Genomic DNA, 18023 nt, shown 5'->3' with positions numbered 1-18023 from the left:
CCTGGACCCGCCCTGCGATGAGCGCCCCGGCTAAAGCCGGTGGCGCTCATTTTTTTGCTTCGAGCTGATCGTAGACGGCCGTCGCCACTTTCGCCAATTCGCTCTTGTCCACCCCTGCCGACAGGGCATAGCCAAATTTCCCGTCGATCCAGTAGAAAACATTGACCGCCCCTTCGCGGGCGAAACGGAAACCGGTTTCCATCTTCTCTGCGTTGTCGGTCGTGACATACAGCGTCAGGCGCTGGCCACTAGCATCCTGATACATGAACTGGGCAACCGGCCCGACGTTACCGGGGAGCAGTCGACCGCCGACCAGCTCAAAGCCAAGCGTGCCGAGTTTGGGCGGACTGACCGGCGTACCGAGACGCTTGGTCAGCCATTTGACCAGCGCCTCCTCCTGATCGGCAGCAACCTCGACCGGACGGCGGGCATCCGGGCTGTATACGACATGGGCGACTGCGGCTTGCCGGAACAGCGGCACCGGCTGGGCCAAACGTTCGGCTGCCTGGTACTGGCCATGTCCGAACCACCCGCCAATCCCGCCCAGAACGGCAACCAGGAGGCCTGCGGCGATTCGTTGCAGCGACCAAAGATTGAACCTCGCTGCCTCCCCCTCTGCTTCAATACGTGCCATATGCAAAGGGTGCACCGCCAGTGCTTGCAAGCTATCCGGCAGCGGTTCGTCAAGCACCGGATTGAACAGCGCCTTGAGTGCCTGGTTTTGCCTCTGATAGACCGCAACGCGCTCGGCATCTTCCGAAGATTCGGCCAGCCAGGCCTCAATTTCCAGCCGACGCGACGGGGTAAGCGCACCGTCGACATAAGCGTGCAGTTCATTTTCAGTCATATTGAGCGGGCTCATCGGACGACCCTCAATGTTGAAGCTGGCTGCCGGCCATCCATGATCAGGCGCAAGCGTCCACGTCCGCGCGACAGGCGGGACATGACGGTACCGATCGGAATGCCCAAGGCAGCGGCGATTTCGGCATAAGTCATTTCTTCGAGCGCAACCAGCAGGAGGACCTCTCGCATCTCATCCGGCAATTGGCGAAGGGCGGATTCAATATCCATCACTTCCAGCCGGTCGCTTTGGGTTGGGCGCGTCGGCACCTCATAGGCATCGTCATCCAGTGAATGCGTGGACAAACTGCCACGCCGCAATTGATCGACGCGCAGGTTGTGCATGATGCCGAACAGCCACGCCCGCAGGTCACTACCGGCCCGCCATTGGGCAAAACGACTCCAGGCACGCTCCAGGGTGTCCTGCACAAGGTCATCCGCCGCCGCCCGGTCGCCCAGCATCGCCCGCGCATAGCGGCGCAGGCGAGGCATTTCGGCGAGAATGGCTTGGCTGTCCACTGGCTGATCAGGGTTTGGCGACGTGCCAGAGATTATTGAAACCATCACCGGTCTTGTCACCGGCCTTGGCATCCTTGACCCAGAAATATAGCGGCTTGCCCCTGAAGGCCCACTGCTTCTTGCCATCGTCACGGGTGACGATGCTGTAATCGCCATTCGCCGTGTCGCCATCAACAGCCATCAGCGGCGGCCAGTTCGTGGCGCATGGGCCGTTGCAGACGCTCTTGCCACTGCCTGCCGTGTCTTTATCGAAAGTATAAAGGGTCATGCCGTTGCTCCCGGTCAGCACGCCATCAGCCACCAAGGCGGGCGACGCGGCACGCATGCCGGCACCGGAACAGGCGACCAGCATGGCCGAGACGAACAGCGCGACAAACAGGTTTTTCGTTTTCATGAGGCTCTCCGTTGATTGTGGGGACTACACCGAGGTATACGGAAAACCCCTTCAATTTATTCCGCCGGCCCGACCCAATCGCCACAGCGAGGTCACTTCAGCCGCCCGCGCCGCGTGTAGCGGATCGCTGGCATCCTGAGCCTTGCAATGCGTTGGCCGGGTATCCAGTCGTTCGATGACGATCAGCCCGGCCATCGCGATCCAGTCGAGCAGTTTCTGCCGCGAGCGCAGGCCGAGATGTTCGGCAATATCCGAAATAATCAGCCAGCCCTCGCCATCGGCCGTCAGATGTGCCGCCAGCCGGCCAAGAAAGCCGCGCAGCATGCGCGAATCGGGATCATAGACCGCATACTCGACCGGTGATGTCGGCTGAGCCGGCAGCCACGGCGGATTGCAGACGATCAACCGGGCCAGGCCCTCGGGAAAAAGATCCGTCTTCACCAAACTGATCGCCGCCCCCAGGCCCAGCCTTTCGGCATTTTCCGAGGCACAGGCCAGCGCCCGATCATCCATATCGGTCGCAATAACCCGCCCGACACCACGGCGCGCCAGAATGGCCGCGAGGATGCCGGAACCGGTGCCGATGTCGAAGGCAAGGTCGCAGTTGGCCGGCAAGGTGGCCTTCGCCACCAGGTCGACATACTCTCCACGCACCGGTGAAAACACCCCGAAATGGGGATAGATGCGCCCCTCTACCGCCGGCACCGGGACACCTTTCTTGCGCCATTCATGGGCACTGATTACCGCCAGCAGTTCGCGCAACGAGACAATCGAGTCCTCGCCGGTGGACGGCCCGTAGGCCTCACTGCATGCCAGGCGAACATCCTGCGCCCGGCGCAGGGGAACGCCATAATCCGGCCCCAGCGGGACCAGCAACATGGCGAGCAATTGCGCCCTTCGCCCCTGATTGCGGCGATGCAGCTCGAATGCCTCACCCGGCGTCCCCGGCTTTTTCTGGCTCCCCGAACGCGGCTGACGATCAGCCCGGCGACTCAAACCCTGCAACAGGTTGCGGGCATTCTGCCAATCGCCGCGCCAGAGCATCGCTGTGCCCTCGCTGGCCAGTTTCCAGGCGGCATCGACACCGAGTCGGTCATCGACAACGACCAACTGGGCGTGCGGCGGCAAGGCAGCTTCGGAGCGCCAGCGGGCCGACCGGGTCTGGCCACTCTCAAGCCAGGTGATTACGGGAAATTTGAGCGCAGTCATGCCGCGCATTGTAGGACAGAAGTGGAAAGCCGGCCGATAAGCCGGGTTCTGTTCCCCCCTTGCGGGGTTCGGCAATCATTCCTCTAGGCCTGCCATTACTGACAGGCTCAAGCAACCTACCCGGAAGCAGCGCGGGCCACGCCTCAGCTTCCCTATTTGGTCTTGCTCCGGATGGGGTTTACCGTGCCGCTGAACGTTACCGCCAGCGCGGTGAGCTCTTACCTCGCCGTTTCACCCTTACCGTTTCAGGCGAACCTGAACTTAGGCGGTCTATTCTCTGTTGCACTTTCCGTTGCCTTGGGCCACACAACTTTCGTCATGCGACTTATAGCACCCAGCCGTTAACTGGCATCCCGCCCAATGGAGCCCGGACTTTCCTCCCGACGCCGAAGTTACCTTCGGACATCCAGCGATTGCCTGGCCGACTTTCCGCTGCAGATTATACGCGTTTGGCTGCTCCCCTCGCGGGGCATTACGCAACTCCGCAGCCAGCCGTCGTATGCCCGGAAACAGATGTGAAGAAAAGTTAACAGTGTGGACGACTCATAATCGCTACGCTCCCGCCCTGAGCATCAACAAATGCCAAAGGGATACTCACGTATTCGGGAGAACGATTCATGTCCACGCACAACTCACCCCCGCGAACTGGCGAACAGTGGTCAACCACGCCCTCTTTTGACCGGCGAGCCCGCCTCGAGCGCAGGGATGCCGACCTCGGCCCACCCGGCGGCGTGCCGGAAAGACGGGAAGGACATTAGCGCCGGGGCATGAGCGTCAGCGAAGTACGCCTCAGCGATGCGGAGTGGGAGCAATACTTCGCCCAGGCTCCGCAAAGATAACAACCCTTCGTCGCGCAGCCCTCGCCTACGCTGGCAGCGTCGTACGATCGATGACCCGGCGCAGGACAAAGCTGGTATGAACACCGGTAACACCCTGAATTCGCGTAATTTTGTTGAGCAATAGGTCCTGATAGGCCTCCATGTCGCGGACCACCACCTTCAACTGGTAGTCCGACTGCTGGCCGGTAATCAACAGGCACTCCAGGACTTCCGGTATATCGCCAATCGCCGCCTCCAGGTTGGCAAAGCGCTCTGGCGTATGCTGATCCATCGAAATGCCGATCAGGGCCATCAGGGTCAAACCCAGCTTTTTGGCATCGAGCATAGCCCGATAGCCGGTAATCAGGCCCGACTCCTCAAGCACGCGGACGCGGCGCAGGCAGGGTGAAGGCGACAAGCCGATGCGGTCAGCCAGATCCTGATTGCTGATCCGACCATCAGCTTGCAGGATGGCAAGAATTTGCCGGTCGTAACGATCGATATCCATAATATTTCCAATACGGTTATATATGCGCAATTTTATGCCAATTTTTTCAAAATTGCGGCATCGATTCGCAATCGCCTGCCGGGCTGTTTGACCTAATATTTCGTCATCGCAAAACATTTCCGGATGCCACCATGATCACCCAGCCCGCCAGCAAATACACCGCCTTCCCCCCGGTCCGCCTTGCCGACCGTCAGTGGCCGAGCCGCGTCATCGAGAAGCCGCCGATCTGGATGAGCACCGATCTTCGCGACGGTAACCAGGCGCTTTTCGAGCCGATGAATGGCGAAAAAAAGATGCGCATGTTCAAAACCCTTTGCGCCATCGGCTTCAAGGAAATTGAAATCGCCTTCCCGTCCGCCTCGGAAACCGAATTCGGTTTCGTGCGCAACCTCATCGAAGGCGGCCACATTCCCGACGATGTCACCATCGAAGTTCTCACCCAGGCCCGTGAGCACCTCATCCGTCGGACCCTTGAGTCACTCAAGGGGGCAAAGCAGGCCATCGTCCACGTCTATAACGCCACCAGCAAGACCTTCCGCGACAACGTCTTCGGCATGAGCAAGGACGAAGTGGTCAGCATGGCTGTCGAGGCTGTCCGCCTCATCCGCCAATTGGCCGACGAAATGCCGGAAACGAAGATCACGCTTCAGTACAGCCCGGAACTCTTCACCGCCACCGAACTCGATTTCGCCCTCGAAGTCTGCGATGCGGTCACCGCCGCCTGGGGTGCCACACCTGAGCGCAAGGTTATCCTCAACCTCCCGACCACCGTCGAAATCGCCACGCCCAACATCTACGCCGACCAGATTGAATGGATGCACAAGAACCTCGCCCGCCGCGACAGCGTGCTCATCAGCCTCCACCCGCACAATGACCGCGGCACGGCGGTTGCCGCCGCCGAACTCGGTCTCATGGCCGGGGCCGACCGCGTCGAGGGCTGCCTCTTCGGCAACGGCGAACGCACCGGCAATGTCGATCTCGTCACGCTCGCCCTCAACATGTACACCCAGGGTGTCCATCCCGACCTCGATTTCTCCGACATCAACGCCGTCGCCCGTACCGTCGAACACTGCACCCAGCTCCCGATCCATCCGCGCCACCCGTACGTCGGGGATCTCGTTTTCACGGCCTTCTCAGGCTCCCACCAGGACGCCATCAAGAAGGGGTTCTCAGCGCAAGAGGCTGATGAACAGTGGGCCGTGCCCTATCTCCCGATCGACCCGGCTGATGTCGGCCGCAGTTACGATTCGGTCATCCGGGTCAACAGCCAGTCGGGCAAGGGCGGCATCGCCTACCTCATGGAAACCGAGCATGGTGTGGTCATGCCGCGCCGCCTGCAGGTCGAGTTCTCCGGCGTCGTCCAGCAACACACCGACGCCCACGGCGGCGAAGTGAGCGCTGACGGCATCTGGGCCATGTTTGCCAAGACCTACCTCGAGACAAGCACGCCGATCCATTACCGCGAGCATCATCTCTTCGAGCACGGCAGCGCCCAGGGCATCCGCCTCAAGATTGACATCGACGGCACGCCGCACATCCTGACCGGCGAAGGCAACGGCCCGATCAATGCGGCCGTGCATGCCTTGCAAAGCGCCGGCATCAACATTCAGGTGCGCAGCTACGAGGAACGCTCGATGGTTCCCATGGGCGAAGACGGTAACGCCCGCGCCTGCGCCTTTATGGAAATCGCCGGCAAGAATAGCGGCGAATGCTACGGGGTCGGCGTTGACAGCAACATTGTTACGGCATCGATCAAGGCCTTGCTCAGTGGTGTCAATAGACTGGGTGCCATGCAGATGCGCGGAGAGCACCCACAGGCCGCCTGAGGCCGCTTCAATCCCTGGCCAAAACATCGGCAAGGGATTGAATATTCGGCGCTTTTCTGGATATATCCTTGCCACGCCGGGGATCGGCGCGTAAGATGCTGCCTGCGTCGGGTCAATTCTGCCCGGCTTCAACGTTCTGCCCGCGTAAATGCCGTTCCTCTGCCGCCCCGTCCATCGACGATTTCCGGCACGCCGAAGTCACCATTTCCCCGTCGCAAAGCGCTCTTTCATTGCTCGCCCGGTCTCCGGAATCCCGGAGACCGGGCGGTCATCACCTTCGGGGAATAAATGGTCCGCATCCAGTTCGCTATCGATCTTCACTATGAACTGGGTTTTCAGGGCGCCGATTTCGTCTTCAATATTCATGCCGCCAAGACGACCAGCCAGACCATCGTCAACGAGCAGCTGCTGATCAGCCAGCATGTTCCGCACACCCTGCAGACCGACCCCGCCACCTGCACCCGCTACCTGCGCCTGACCGGCGCCCCCGGCCCGCTCCACATCAGCTACAAGGCGATGGTCGACATCAAGCAGCAGGTCGATCTTCCCGACCTGATCCAGGAAACGCCGATCGCCCGCCTGCCGCTGTCGGCCCTGACCTATATCTACCCCAGCCGCTATTGCCAGTCCGACCGACTGGCCGCTCTGGCGATGAACGAATTCGGTCATCTGCCCAAAGGCTATCGCCGCGTCGAAGCGATTCGCAACTGGGTGAACCAGCACGTTTCGTTCAAGGGCAACACCACCAACTCGGCGACTTCCGCCCTGGACACGCTGATCGACCGCGTCGGCGTCTGTCGCGATTTCGCCCACCTGATGATCGCCATCTGCCGCGCCCTGAACATTCCGGCCCGCTTTACCACCGGCATCGACTACGGCGCCGACCCCTTGCTCGGCCCCACCGACTTCCATGCTTATGTCGAGGTTTTTCTGGGCGACCGCTGGTATCTGTTCGACCCTTCCGGCACGGCCATACCCATGGGCTTCATTCGCCTCGCTACCGGCCGGGATGCCGCCGACGTTTCGTTTGCCACCATCTTCGGGGGGGTCATCTCGCCGCCCCCGGTGATCACCATCAATGCCGTTACCGAAGCCGGTCAGCCTTGGGAATTGCCCCGGCACCGGCACGAAGCACTATCCACCGACGATGCACTGGTTGCCGTCGCCACCCACTGAACACTGTTATCGAAATCTGGAGAACAACACTTGGCCAAAGAAGAACTACTTGAAATGCAAGGCGTCGTCGAAGACGTGCTTCCGGACGGTCGTTTCCGCGTCACCCTGGAAAACGGTCATGTCATGATCGCCTACACGGCTGGCAAGATGAAGAAAAACCACATCCGCATCCTGCTTGGTGACAAGGTAACGCTTGAATTGTCGCCCTACGATCTGACCAAGGGTCGCATCACCTTCCGTCACATCGAGAACCGCGGCTCCCCGGCGCCGCAGCAACGCCGCCGTTACTAAGCCGCAGCCGTTGTCGCAGACCGACGTCCTGGCCTGAACTGCCAGGTATCGTCGTAGTACGCCGGATCTTCGCTATCCGGCGTAACACCGGGAATACCGAGCAGGGGCAGCGGCTGAAAGTCGCGTGGCCGGGTATATCGGCCGCTGGTCAAATCGGCGGCCAGCTTGTCGTCGACCGCCGCCCGCAGTGCCGTGCCGTCCAGTTGCAGCCAATCTGCAGTCACCTCGTAGAGCACCGCCTTGGCTGTCAGCCCGCGGAATGGTTTGAGCAACTGCTCGTACATCGCATGGCCGAAAATCACGAAACGCATGCAGCCAATCACCTCGGCCCGCCGCTCGACGAACAGTTCCCGCCAGCGAAAATCCCTCAACAGATCAAGCAGTTCCGGCTCAGTCGACAGCACGACGATGCCGCATTCGTCAAAATGCGTCAGCGCATCGCGGACCGTCCCGCGTGCCTCGCCCGGTGCTTGCATGGCGCGAACATGGGCGGCACTGACGGCATTCTTGGTTTTCGGAAAACTCAGCCAGACCAGGGCATTGAAGAAGTCGTGCCAGTTGTCCGGGCGGGTTTCGACTTCACCGCTCTCCCAGATGCGACACTCGTAGATTTGCCCATCGGGGCGTGGCGGCACGAAACGGATTGGCTGACCATGGTCGGTCTCTATCGGGTAGCGCACGGCAAGTTCGGCGACGGCCCGCGCATCGGGCGCCGGCGGCAGGTGATCAAGCCAGGGGCGCAGCGGCTCGAACAGCGGCGAGCCATAAAGCGAAACGGAACTCACTCGTCCGCCGCGTCGGCGCCTTTCTCTTCCTTGACGAAAACCAGCTCACCCTTCTTGACACGGAAAGTCCCCATCAAAGTGCCCATGCCCTCGGGCGGCTCCTCGTCCATCTTGGCGAAACTCTCGCAGGTCTGCGTCTCGGTGGCGAACATTTTCTTGCCCGCCTTGACGATGAAAGCACCGGACGGCACCTGGTAGATTTCAACCTTGGTATTGGCCGGCACCGAACCAATGCTGTGCCGGCGCATACAGGCCGGCATGCGCGAGACGATCAGGTAGAAATTGGCCTTGCTGTCCCAGAAATACGGCTGCTCCCGGATCAGCGACAGGACGTGCTCGCGGGTATCGTCGATCTTGTACGTCGCGCCGTCATTGACGCAGGCAGTGAGCAGTGGCGCAGCCAGCAGGGGCAGGAGCAATTGACGCAGACGCATGATGGTTTTCCTCAGAGCACTTTCCAGGACAGCGTTTCACCGGCACGCAAGGGAACAATGGTATCCGAACTGATATAGGGATAATCGGCCGGAACGGTCCATTCCTGTTTGGCCAGCGTGATCTTGCCACTGTTGCGCGGCAGGCCATACCAGTCGGGACCATGGAAGCTGGCAAAGGCTTCGAGCCTGTCGAGGGCGCCGGCCTGTTCGAAAGCCTCGGCATACAACTCAATGGCCGCATACGCGGTGTAGCAGCCAGCGCAGCCGCAGGCGGCTTCTTTGGTCATTTTGGCATGCGGTGCCGAATCAGTGCCAAGGAAGAATTTCGGATTGGCCGAAACAGCCGCCGCGACCAGTGCCTCACGATGCGTTTCGCGCTTGAGTACCGGCAGGCAGTACCAGTGCGGTCGGACGCCTCCCTGAAAAATGGCATTGCGGTTGTAAAGCAGATGATGGGCAGTAATCGTCGCCGCGACATTCGGCCCGGAAGTGGCGACGAACTCGGCGGCATCCTTGGTAGTGATGTGCTCCATGACCACCTTGAGCCGAGGGAAACGTGAGGTGAGCGGCAGCAGCACCGTATCAATGAAGACTTTCTCGCGATCGAAGAGATCAATCTTCGGATCGGTCACTTCACCGTGAACGAGTAGCGGCAAACCGACGCGCTCCATTTCGGCCAGCGTATCGTAAGCCTTGGCGATGTCGGTCAGGCCAGCATCCGAATTGGTCGTCGCCCCGGCCGGGTAGAGCTTGATGGCCTTGACGAAGCCGGAAGCCGCTGCCTGTGCAACCTCACTGGCCGGCGTGTTATCGGTCAGATAGAGCGTCATTAGCGGTGCGAAGCTGGCTCCGTCAGGGAGCGCGGCAACGATGCGGTCGCGATAGGCAGCCGCCTGGCCGACCGTCGTTACCGGCGGCTTGAGATTGGGCATGACGATGGCCCGGGCAAACTGGGCGGCCGTATGGGCGAGCACCGCGGACAGGGCTTCGCCATCGCGCAGGTGAAGATGCCAGTCGTCGGGACGGGTAATAGTGATCTGCATGTTGATTCTCTGGGCAATTTTTCAGATTTTAACAGGGCGCCCGAAAACATCGGGGAGGATTGCTCAATCATCTACTTGGGCGCGGGGATTTGCTCGCTGTTTGCCGGCGATGGCCACTATGATGCAAAGCTTAGAGTCTGAATGACGAGACAACGAATGGACGCCCATAACCTCCTGCTCATGGCCATCCCGGCCGTAGTCGCCCTGACCGGCGGCGGGCTCGCCGCGCTCTGGCGTCCGAGCCAGCAAACCCGCAGCCTGATCCAGCACTTCGCCGCCGGCGTCGTTCTGGCCGCATTGGCCGTTGAACTGCTGCCCGAAATCGAGCGCGAGCATGCGCCCGGCGTCATTCTCATCGGCGCCTTCGCTCTCGGCAGTCTGTTCATGTACGGATTGAAACTATGGACCATGAAACTCGAACATCAGGCCGAAACAACAAGCATCGCGGGCAAACTGAACCGTGGCTTGTTGCTGGCCACCTTCATTGATGTCGCCATGGACGGTTTCATCATTGGCGCCGGCTTCGCGGCCGGCGGTAACACCGGCATGATTCTCGCCCTCGGCCTGTCGGTCGAATTGCTCTTCCTTGGCCTGGCCCTGGCCTCGGAGGCGATGGCCGGCTGGCGGATCGTCGCCGTCTCTGGTGCGCTGGGCGGCACTGTCCTGTGCTTTGCGGTACTGGGCAATACCCTGCTGGCGGGCGCATCGCCAGCCATCATCGGCGGCGTTCTCGCTTTCAGCGCGGCCGCACTGCTCTATCTGGTGACCGAAGAGTTGCTCATGGAAGCCCACATCATCGAAGAAAAGCCAGTCTCGACGCTGGTCCTCTTTAGCGGCTTCCTGGCTTTCTGGAGCATCCAGCTACTCGGCCAATAGGCTGACTATTCGTTTTTGAGCACCAGGGCGCGTTCATACAGCGCATTTTTTGCCATGCCGGTGATCTGCGCCGCCAGTTTGGCCGCCTGCTTGACGGGCAGGCCTTCCGCCAGCAGCAACTTGAGAACGCGTTCCCCTTCGCCATTGTCGGCATCGGCCGGAGCACCGGAGAGGATCAGGACGAATTCTCCGCGCTGACGGTTGGCGTCATCCTTGAGCCAGGCCAGCGCCTCGCCCAAAGGCAGGGCATGGATCGATTCGAACAATTTGGTCAATTCCCGGGCAATGACCAGGGTGCGCTGACCGAAAACTGTCGCCATGTCTTCAACCGTTTCCAGCACACGGTGGGGCGCCTCATAAAAAACCAGAGCACAGGGCTGTTCACGCAACGCTTCCAGGGCTTGGCGCCGCTGGCCGCCCTTGGAGGGCAAAAAACCGTAGAACAGGAAGTGTTCATCGAGCAGCCCGGAAGCCGACAGCGCCGTGGTCGCCGCACACGCTCCGGGCAAGGGAACCACCTTGCAACCGGCCGCACGAACGGCAGCGACGATGCGGGCACCGGGATCGGAAATACCCGGCGTACCGGCATCCGAGATCAAAGCCACCGACTCACCCGCTTGCAGTTTTTCGATGATGCGCGCCGCGGCTTCGTGTTCGTTGTGCTGATGGGCCGGAATGGTCCGGGCCTGAGCGCCGATCTGCTTGAGCAGCGGTCCGCTGTGACGGGTGTCCTCGGCAGCCACCCAGGGCACGGTGCGGAGGATTTCCTCGGCGCGGCGGGTCAGGTCGGCAAGATTCCCGAGCGGCGTCGGAACAACATACAATGTAGCATATTCATCTGTCATTTTTATCAGCATGCAGGCAAAGACCAACAATACCACCACGACACGCGGCCGCGAAGCCGAAGCGCAGGCCGCGACCTATCTGGCCGGACAGGGCCTGCCGGAAATCACCCCCAACTTCCGCATTCGGGGCGGCGAGATAGACCTCATCTGCCACGATGGCAAGGCGCTGGTTTTTGTCGAGGTCCGCCTGCGCAGCCACAGCACATTCGGCGGCGCCGGAGCCAGCATCACCACCGCCAAACGCCAGCGCATCATTCTCGCCGCCCGCCATTATCTGTTGGGCAAGCCGGACAGCGACTGCCGGTTCGACTGCGTACTGATCGACGGCAATCACCTGGAATGGATCAGGGATGCGTTTTCTGCTGACGATTAGTCTCGCCTTCTGGCTGAACACTGCCCATGCCGACAGTATCCGGATACTGGTTCAGAACTCCCCGCTTGCCGGCAGCCAGTATTACGCATTGGGCGATTTCTGGACCAGGATCAAGTTGGGTGACCGCCTCGAACTGATCCGTGAAGCCAATAACCGGCACGACCGCAACGCCATCCGCGTCAATTGGAATGGCCACCAACTCGGATACGTACCACTCGCCGAAAACCCCGCCCTTGCCGCGGCAATGGATGCCGGGGAGCGACTGAGCGGCCGCGTGTCGGGCCTGAGCGACAACAAAAATCCGTGGCAACGACTGGCGTTCGAAGTGTTCATCGAGCTGTGAGGTAGAATGCCTGCACTTACAGCCCCAACCCCTTGAACGATATGGATTTGATCGCCCGCGTTGCCAAACACTTCGAAGACAGCGCCCAAACCAAGCTGAACGCCGTCGACCTGATGGCCGCCCCCATCGCTGCCGCTATCGAAACGATGACCAATTGCCTGATCAACGGCGGCAAGATACTTGCCTGCGGCAACGGCGGCTCGGCCGGCGATGCCCAGCACTTTGCCGCTGAACTGATCGGCCGCTTCGAGGCCGAGCGTCAGGAGCTGGCCGCCATCGCGCTGACCACCGATACCTCGATCATTACGGCGGTGGCCAACGATTACTCGTTCAGCCAGATTTTCTCCCGCCAGGTACGGGGTCTCGGCCATGCCGGCGACGTCCTGCTGGCCATTTCGACATCCGGCAACTCCGCCAACGTCATCGAAGCGATCAAGTCGGCGCATGAGCACGACATGCACATCGTCGCCCTGACCGGCAAAGGCGGCGGCCAGATCGCCGACATGCTACGCGACGACGACATTCATCTTTGCGTACCGGCCGACCGGACGGCACGTATCCAGGAAACCCACCTGCTCGTCATCCACTGCCTGTGTGATGGCATCGACGCACTTTTACTGGGAGTCGAATAATGCAAAAAGCCAAACTCACCCTCACCGCAGTTGCCCTGCTTACCCTCCTGCCCATCCTTCAGGGCTGCGTTCCGGCCATCATCGGCGGCGCTGCCGTCGGCGTCATGTCGGCCCACGACCGCCGCTCGACCGGCACCCAAGCCGACGACGAAACTACCGAATGGAAAGCCGGGCGCCATGTTCCCGAGCAATACAAGGCGGCATCCCACGTCAATTTCACCTCCTACAACCGGCGCGTATTGATTACCGGCGAAGTGCCGAGCGAAGAGGCGAAGTCGGTGATCGAGGCGGAAACCCGAAAAATCGAGGGCGTCCGCGAGGTATACAACGAACTCGGCGTCGGCCCGGCTTCGTCCCTGGGTAGCCGCAGTACCGACTCTTACATCGATTCCAAGGTCAAGGCCCGCCTGGTCGATTCGAACCAGATATCGGCCAATCACATCAAGGTCATCACCGAGCGCGCCATCGTTCACCTGATGGGCATGGTCAATGCGCGCGAAGCCAAAGTGGCCATCGACGTCGCGCGCACCACGGCCGGTGTCAAGAAAGTGGTCAATGTACTGGAAGTCATTGCCGACGAAGATGCCCGCCGCCTGGATAACCAGATGCTCGGCGCGCGCACCCCGCCACCGGCCACTGCGCCGGTCGAAAGTCGCTGAACGACCGGGCGATCATGGCCGCGCCATGATCCGGCTGGCGGCCAGTACAGGGCGAACCACGGTTCGCCCTTTTTATTTTCCGATAAAGCGCGCCATCAGGTCACGTCGGTTCAACGCCCCGGTCTTGGTAAAAATCTGCTCGATATGACTGCGCACCGTCCAGTAGGAAATACCAAGATCACGGGCAATCTGTTTGTCGGACGAACCAGCAAGAATCTGGGCCGCTATCTCCCGCTCACGCGGTGAAAGCGCATGCATGAAATCATGCCCCATTGCCTCGGAAACCAAGGGCAGCGCCGTTTCACGTCGATCATGACCGGCATAGGAGCGCAGCACCTTTTTGACCCGCCAGACGAACTCCTCTGGCGAGAAGGGCTTGCTGATGAAGTCGTCCGCCCCACTCTTCAGGGCCAGCAAGCGACGCGGCAAGTCGTCGTAACCGGACATCACGAGAATGGGCTGGCGACTCTGGTGATTCTGGCGGATCCGCCGAACCAGAGTGATGCCACTCTGGATGTCATTCAGCACGACATCGACAATCGCCAGCTGGTATTTACGCGGCCGGTAAAGGTTGAGCGCTGTCTGTACATCCTTGCACTTTTCAACATGCAGACCGAGCATTGCGCACAAGTGTGCGACGTATTCGGCATGCGACTCGGAATCCTCGACCAGCAGAACCGTGCCACCCGACTCAAAACTTTCGAGCGGGGCGCCGGCACAGCCAGCGATGAATTCGTCGAGGGCAGAAAGGTCATCACGCATGAACACTTCGGTCGCCCCGGCATTCATCGCGTTGTAGGCCAGCGCGCGATCGACGCTACCGGAGATGAAGGCAATCGGCAGGGTGGCATGCTCGAGCGACAGGCGCACCGACTCGATCAGCTGGAAACTATCGCCATCCTGCAGCTCGTTGGCCACCAGCATGACGCAGAACTGCTGGTCAAGAAGGCTCAGCGCCTCAGCCTCACCCTTGCAGACAATGACTTCAAGTTGATGCCGGCCGGCAATCCCCCGAATGATCGCCTGCTGGGTCGCCGATGGCTCGACGCATAACAATTTTGGCAAGGCTGGAGGCATAGGTCCGACAATATATTAGTTTTAGCTACTTTATTATTTTTAATCCGCAAACACCCCCTAATGTTAGCGGTATGCAGCACACGGAGAAGTCTGACAATAATAAAACAAGCAACCTCGGCCACCTCCCTGAATGTACCGTCCCCTGAATGCCGCCTTTCTCGAACTGGAGCGAACCAGAGACCTGGTCGCCGATTCCTGTTCGCTGGCCGAACTGCATCGGGTGGTCAACCAGCTGATGCGGGACGCCCTGGCCTGCAGCAGGGCAAAAGCGGAAATCTCGCGACAGTCCTTCGAAGACGGCATCGACACGTCGCTCGATGAACTGATCGAGACCCTGACCAACATCTGCATCGCACTGTTCGACAGCCATGACATCCCGCGCGAGCGAATACTCATGTTGGTCGACAAGGTACTGGCCCAGCAGTTACCTGCCGCTGCCTATACCAGTCACTGACCGACCAGGGCCGGCAGCCAGGTCGCCAGAGACGGCAGCTCCGAAATCAGCAAGGCCCCGAGCAACATCGCCACCACTGCCGGCAGCACCGATGCCGCGACATAGCGGATCGGCTTGTCAAACATCGCCGAGGCAAAGTAGATGTTCATGCCCGCCGGCGGGCACAAAAATCCCATTTCGATATTGGCGAGGAAAATGATCCCGAAGTGCACCGGATCAACTCCATAGGCCATGGCAACAGGCAGGAGCAGCGGCACCAGAACGACAATCGCCGCGTAGATTTCCATGAGCGCGCCGGCCACCAGCAGGAACAGGTTTAGCGCAATAAGGAAAGCAAACTTGTTGGGGAGTACCGATTGCACCCAATCGATGGCAGCATCCGGAATGCCTGCATCGATCAGATAGTTGGTCAGCCCGAGGGCCATGCCGAGAATCAGCATGATGCCGCCAATGATCTCCCCGCAATCGGCAAGGGCCTGGCGCAGACGCGGCCAATCCACCTCGCGATGGGCCAGCGACTGTGTAAGAAGGGCGTAAATCGCTGTCAATGCGGCGCTCTCGGTCGGCGTCGCGATGCCCCCGACGAGCGAACCGACAGCGACGACTGGCGCCAACAACTCCCATTTGGCAAGCCACAGGGCTCGGCCAACCGAAGGCACCACCGGCCGATCCTGTGACACACAATCGCCCACTGACTGCACAGCACCGGTCACCGTGCCACCCCGCCGCAGATAGCCACCAACCAGTAATAGGCAACCAACCATGACGACGGCCGGAAAAATTCCCGCCAGGAACATGGTGTTGATCGGCACGCGGGCGATGATGGCCACCATGATCAGCGGCACCGATGGCGCCAGCAAGACGCCAAGCGCACTGGCGCTGGTTACCAGACTGATGCCGCGCTGCTCGGGAAAGCCGGCCCTGGTCAACAGTGGCAGCAAGAGGCCGCCCAAAGCGAGAATGGTCACCCCGCTCCCGCCTGTAAATGCGGTAAAGAAGGAGCAGAGTACGGCTGTCGCAATCGCTGTACCGGTGACGCCGTGGCCGAAGGCGGCGGTGAACACATTGCCGAGCCGGGCTGCCGCACCGGTCCGGGCGAAGAGCAAGCCCGCCAAGGTAAACAAGGGAAGCGCTGGCAACGACGGATTGACGGTAATCTGGTAATGACTGAGCGGCACCGAGGCAAGCGGCTGCCCTTCACTCCAGAAGAGGGCGAGGGCCAGCCCTCCCAGCACGGCAAAGATCGGCGCACCGGACAAGAGAATCAGCGTCAGCCACACGGCAAATGGCCAGATCGGCAGGGTGCTGCCATCGAAATGCCGGGCAAAGAAGTAACCTGCCACCGGCAGTACCAACGCCAGCACGGCACGGCCAAGCAGATGGAGCGTCAGGCGCGAGGCGAGCTTCATGCCGAGCAAGCCGAAGCCGATGGGCATGGCAATTTCGAACATCCAGCCGGTGATACCGTAGGCAATGTCGCGCGGCACCTCCATTTCACTGGCCGCAAAGGTCCAGCTGGCTTGAGCCAGCATGCCGCACAGCACCGCCGAGCTCGCCTTGCCGAAGGCCGTTGCAGCGTTGCGGACAAATCGATTGGTCGAGGCGGCAAGACCGGCGCCAAGCGCGCTGAGGTGCTGCCCGCGCTCGGCAAGCAGCGCACCGAACATGGCAAGGAGAAGACCGCAATGCTGGACCAGCACCGGCGCATTGTCTATGCCGGCACCCAGAAGCGGACGCAGGGCAATTTCAAGCAGCGGTACCAGCAACATGACAAGCAGTGCAGCACTGGTCATCACCCGATCAAACTCACCCAGGCGGCACAAGTAATTCATCACTTCTTTCACTTTATTGGATGGGCGTGGATCGGCTGCGGACACCCCATCGCAGACGATCACCCGACCTATTTCCGAGTAGCGCGGAAGGTCTTGAGATGACCAACGACCTCGTCAAACTGCTCAGCCGGCACCAGCTTGCCGCGAATGCGCGGGTAGAGGCCGTCAGCCAGAGCACTCCACTCCTTCATCTGTTCGGGATTGGGTCGATTAACCGTCAGGCCCCGTTTTTTCATCGCCTCGACCGCCTCATCAACCTCCTGCCGTGCCTTGGCGCGCAACTGCACACCCGCCTTGCTGCCAGCCTCGCGAACGCTGGCCTGACCTTCCGGGGTCAGTTCGTCCCAGGCCTTCTTGGTAATGATCAGCGCCCCGACCACGGGGGCCCAGTTCAGGTCCAGCATGTTGCCGGCGGTGGTGTAAACCTGCGTCGCCAGCGCAAAGTAGGGCGTCGATGGCACGGCATTGATCATCCCGGTCTGGATGGCCGGCAGAATGTCTGCCGTTTCCAGCGGCACCGGCGTATAGCCGAGGCTCTTCATGATTTCCTGCTGGTCGGCTTCTGCCCCCCAGGCAAAAAATTTCATCTTCTTGAAGTCGTTCGGTGCGAAGGCAGCTTCCTTGCTGAAGAAGCGAACCCAGCCGGCATCCCCCCAGGCCAGGACGATGAAGCCTTTGTCGAGGAAGCGCTTTTCCATGGCCGGACGCATCTTCTCCCGGACATAGTCGACCTCCTCCCAACTCCGGAACATCATCGGCATGTTCTGCAGCGCGGCTATCGATGGCTCGATCTCGCGCAGGCCAACCACCGAAAGCAGGCCGCCCTGCAACTGGCCGATGCGCATCCGGCGCACCATGTCCGTCTCACCGCCCTGGCTGCCATCCGGGTACACCAGATATTTGGCACTGCCGCCCTGGGCCGTACGCCAGGCTTCACCCAGGTCCATCAACTGACGGTGGTAAAGCGAATTTTTCGGGGCCAGCGTACCAATCCGCAATTGCTTGTCGGCAGCCACTGCAGTCACGGCAAACATCGCACCGAGCAGGAATGCGGCCAGTTTGATCTTCATTTTTCTCTCCGGGAATTCT

21 protein-coding genes and 1 other RNA gene are annotated in these 18023 nt (G+C 60.6%); 9 read left to right on the top strand and 13 right to left on the bottom strand.

The annotated features are described in order from the left end of the window. Positions 1-46: 46 nt before the first annotated feature. The 6 genes from HYN24_RS02210 to HYN24_RS02185 form a co-directional block, all read right to left on the bottom strand. Positions 47-847 (bottom strand): anti-sigma factor, encoded by an 801-nt coding sequence (locus HYN24_RS02210; protein WP_240327709.1) that lies wholly within the window; start codon positions 845-847, stop codon positions 47-49. A gap of 11 nt (positions 848-858) precedes the next feature. Beyond that, positions 859-1359, bottom strand: a complete 501-nt coding sequence (locus HYN24_RS02205) for an RNA polymerase sigma factor (protein WP_205421424.1) — start codon at positions 1357-1359, stop codon at positions 859-861. A 7-nt stretch (positions 1360-1366) separates the two neighbouring features. Continuing rightward, a complete protein-coding gene (locus tag HYN24_RS02200) occupies positions 1367-1753 on the bottom strand; it encodes a hypothetical protein (protein ID WP_117607751.1) in 387 nt (128 codons plus the stop codon). A gap of 51 nt (positions 1754-1804) precedes the next feature. Then, on the bottom strand, positions 1805-2971 hold the full coding sequence (locus HYN24_RS02195) for a class I SAM-dependent methyltransferase (protein WP_205421423.1): 1167 nt from the start codon (positions 2969-2971) through the stop codon (positions 1805-1807). A gap of 12 nt (positions 2972-2983) precedes the next feature. After that, positions 2984-3391: RNase P RNA component class A (rnpB, locus tag HYN24_RS02190), an RNA gene on the bottom strand. Between the two features lie 435 nt (positions 3392-3826). After that, positions 3827-4288, bottom strand: coding sequence for an Lrp/AsnC family transcriptional regulator (locus HYN24_RS02185; RefSeq protein ID WP_117607750.1), 462 nt, complete (start codon positions 4286-4288; stop codon positions 3827-3829). A 131-nt stretch (positions 4289-4419) separates the two neighbouring features. Here HYN24_RS02185 and leuA point away from each other — a divergent pair, with 131 nt between their 5' ends. The 3 genes from leuA (at position 4420) to infA (ending at position 7581) form a co-directional block, all read left to right on the top strand. Further along, positions 4420-6114: a 2-isopropylmalate synthase gene (gene leuA / locus HYN24_RS02180; protein ID WP_117607749.1), complete on the top strand. Its 1695-nt coding sequence runs from the start codon at positions 4420-4422 to the stop codon at positions 6112-6114. Between the two features lie 288 nt (positions 6115-6402). Beyond that, positions 6403-7290 (top strand): transglutaminase family protein, encoded by an 888-nt coding sequence (locus HYN24_RS02175; RefSeq protein WP_117607748.1) that lies wholly within the window; start codon positions 6403-6405, stop codon positions 7288-7290. A gap of 30 nt (positions 7291-7320) precedes the next feature. Then, positions 7321-7581 (top strand): translation initiation factor IF-1, encoded by a 261-nt coding sequence (infA, locus tag HYN24_RS02170; RefSeq protein ID WP_117607747.1) that lies wholly within the window; start codon positions 7321-7323, stop codon positions 7579-7581. On the opposite strand, the gene HYN24_RS02165 is transcribed toward infA, so the two are convergent. From HYN24_RS02165 to pyrC, 3 genes are read right to left on the bottom strand one after another with little or no spacing between them, the layout of a single operon-like run. Beyond that, positions 7578-8366, bottom strand: coding sequence for a DUF3025 domain-containing protein (locus HYN24_RS02165; protein ID WP_117607746.1), 789 nt, complete (start codon positions 8364-8366; stop codon positions 7578-7580). The genes infA and HYN24_RS02165 overlap by 4 nt on opposite strands. Continuing rightward, on the bottom strand, positions 8363-8800 hold the full coding sequence (locus HYN24_RS02160) for a hypothetical protein (protein WP_117607745.1): 438 nt from the start codon (positions 8798-8800) through the stop codon (positions 8363-8365). Before HYN24_RS02160 ends, HYN24_RS02165 begins: the two co-directional genes overlap by 4 nt. 11 nt (positions 8801-8811) lie before the next feature. Continuing rightward, entirely contained in the window at positions 8812-9843 is a 1032-nt protein-coding gene (pyrC, locus tag HYN24_RS02155; RefSeq protein ID WP_205421422.1) for a dihydroorotase, read from the bottom strand. 156 nt (positions 9844-9999) lie between these two features. On the opposite strand from pyrC, the gene HYN24_RS02150 reads away from it, so the two are divergent. Then, a complete protein-coding gene (locus HYN24_RS02150; protein ID WP_117607743.1) occupies positions 10000-10719 on the top strand; it encodes a ZIP family metal transporter in 720 nt (239 codons plus the stop codon). A 5-nt stretch (positions 10720-10724) separates the two neighbouring features. Here HYN24_RS02150 and rsmI read toward each other — a convergent pair whose 3' ends face one another. Next, entirely contained in the window at positions 10725-11564 is an 840-nt protein-coding gene (gene rsmI / locus HYN24_RS02145) for a 16S rRNA (cytidine(1402)-2'-O)-methyltransferase (RefSeq protein WP_117610168.1), read from the bottom strand. Positions 11565-11574: 10 nt separating this feature from the next. Between rsmI and HYN24_RS02140 the strand changes: the two genes are divergently transcribed. Genes HYN24_RS02140 through HYN24_RS02125 form a run of 4 tightly spaced genes read left to right on the top strand, consistent with a single transcriptional unit; the run spans position 11575 to position 13571 of the window. Next, on the top strand, positions 11575-11937 hold the full coding sequence (locus HYN24_RS02140) for a YraN family protein (protein ID WP_117607742.1): 363 nt from the start codon (positions 11575-11577) through the stop codon (positions 11935-11937). Beyond that, positions 11915-12280: an HIRAN domain-containing protein gene (locus HYN24_RS02135; protein ID WP_117607741.1), complete on the top strand. Its 366-nt coding sequence runs from the start codon at positions 11915-11917 to the stop codon at positions 12278-12280. The genes HYN24_RS02140 and HYN24_RS02135 overlap by 23 nt, the downstream gene beginning before the upstream one ends. Positions 12281-12321: 41 nt before the next feature. Next, complete coding sequence (locus tag HYN24_RS02130) at positions 12322-12912, top strand: phosphoheptose isomerase (RefSeq protein WP_117607740.1); 591 nt, start codon at positions 12322-12324, stop codon at positions 12910-12912. Then, positions 12912-13571: a BON domain-containing protein gene (locus HYN24_RS02125; RefSeq protein ID WP_162888570.1), complete on the top strand. Its 660-nt coding sequence runs from the start codon at positions 12912-12914 to the stop codon at positions 13569-13571. Before HYN24_RS02130 ends, HYN24_RS02125 begins: the two co-directional genes overlap by 1 nt. Before the next feature lie 72 nt (positions 13572-13643). Here the strand turns inward: HYN24_RS02125 and HYN24_RS02120 are convergent, their stop codons facing one another. Beyond that, positions 13644-14636 carry a response regulator gene (locus HYN24_RS02120; protein ID WP_162888569.1) on the bottom strand — a complete coding sequence of 331 codons (993 nt, stop codon included), beginning with the start codon at positions 14634-14636 and terminating at the stop codon, positions 13644-13646. Between the two features lie 142 nt (positions 14637-14778). Here HYN24_RS02120 and HYN24_RS02115 point away from each other — a divergent pair, with 142 nt between their 5' ends. After that, positions 14779-15102: a hypothetical protein gene (locus HYN24_RS02115; protein ID WP_117607737.1), complete on the top strand. Its 324-nt coding sequence runs from the start codon at positions 14779-14781 to the stop codon at positions 15100-15102. Here HYN24_RS02115 and HYN24_RS02110 read toward each other — a convergent pair. Next, positions 15096-16934: a TRAP transporter large permease gene (locus HYN24_RS02110; protein WP_117607736.1), complete on the bottom strand. Its 1839-nt coding sequence runs from the start codon at positions 16932-16934 to the stop codon at positions 15096-15098. The genes HYN24_RS02115 and HYN24_RS02110 overlap by 7 nt on opposite strands. Before the next feature lie 68 nt (positions 16935-17002). Next, positions 17003-18004 (bottom strand): TRAP transporter substrate-binding protein DctP, encoded by a 1002-nt coding sequence (gene dctP, locus HYN24_RS02105; RefSeq protein ID WP_117607735.1) that lies wholly within the window; start codon positions 18002-18004, stop codon positions 17003-17005. Between the last annotated feature and the right edge of the window lie 19 nt (positions 18005-18023).

This window comes from Dechloromonas sp. HYN0024, from assembly GCF_003441615.1.
Lineage (GTDB): Bacteria > Pseudomonadota > Gammaproteobacteria > Burkholderiales > Rhodocyclaceae > Azonexus.
Note: the sequence above shows the minus strand (reverse complement) of the source record. Positions and strands in the feature narration are given on the sequence as shown.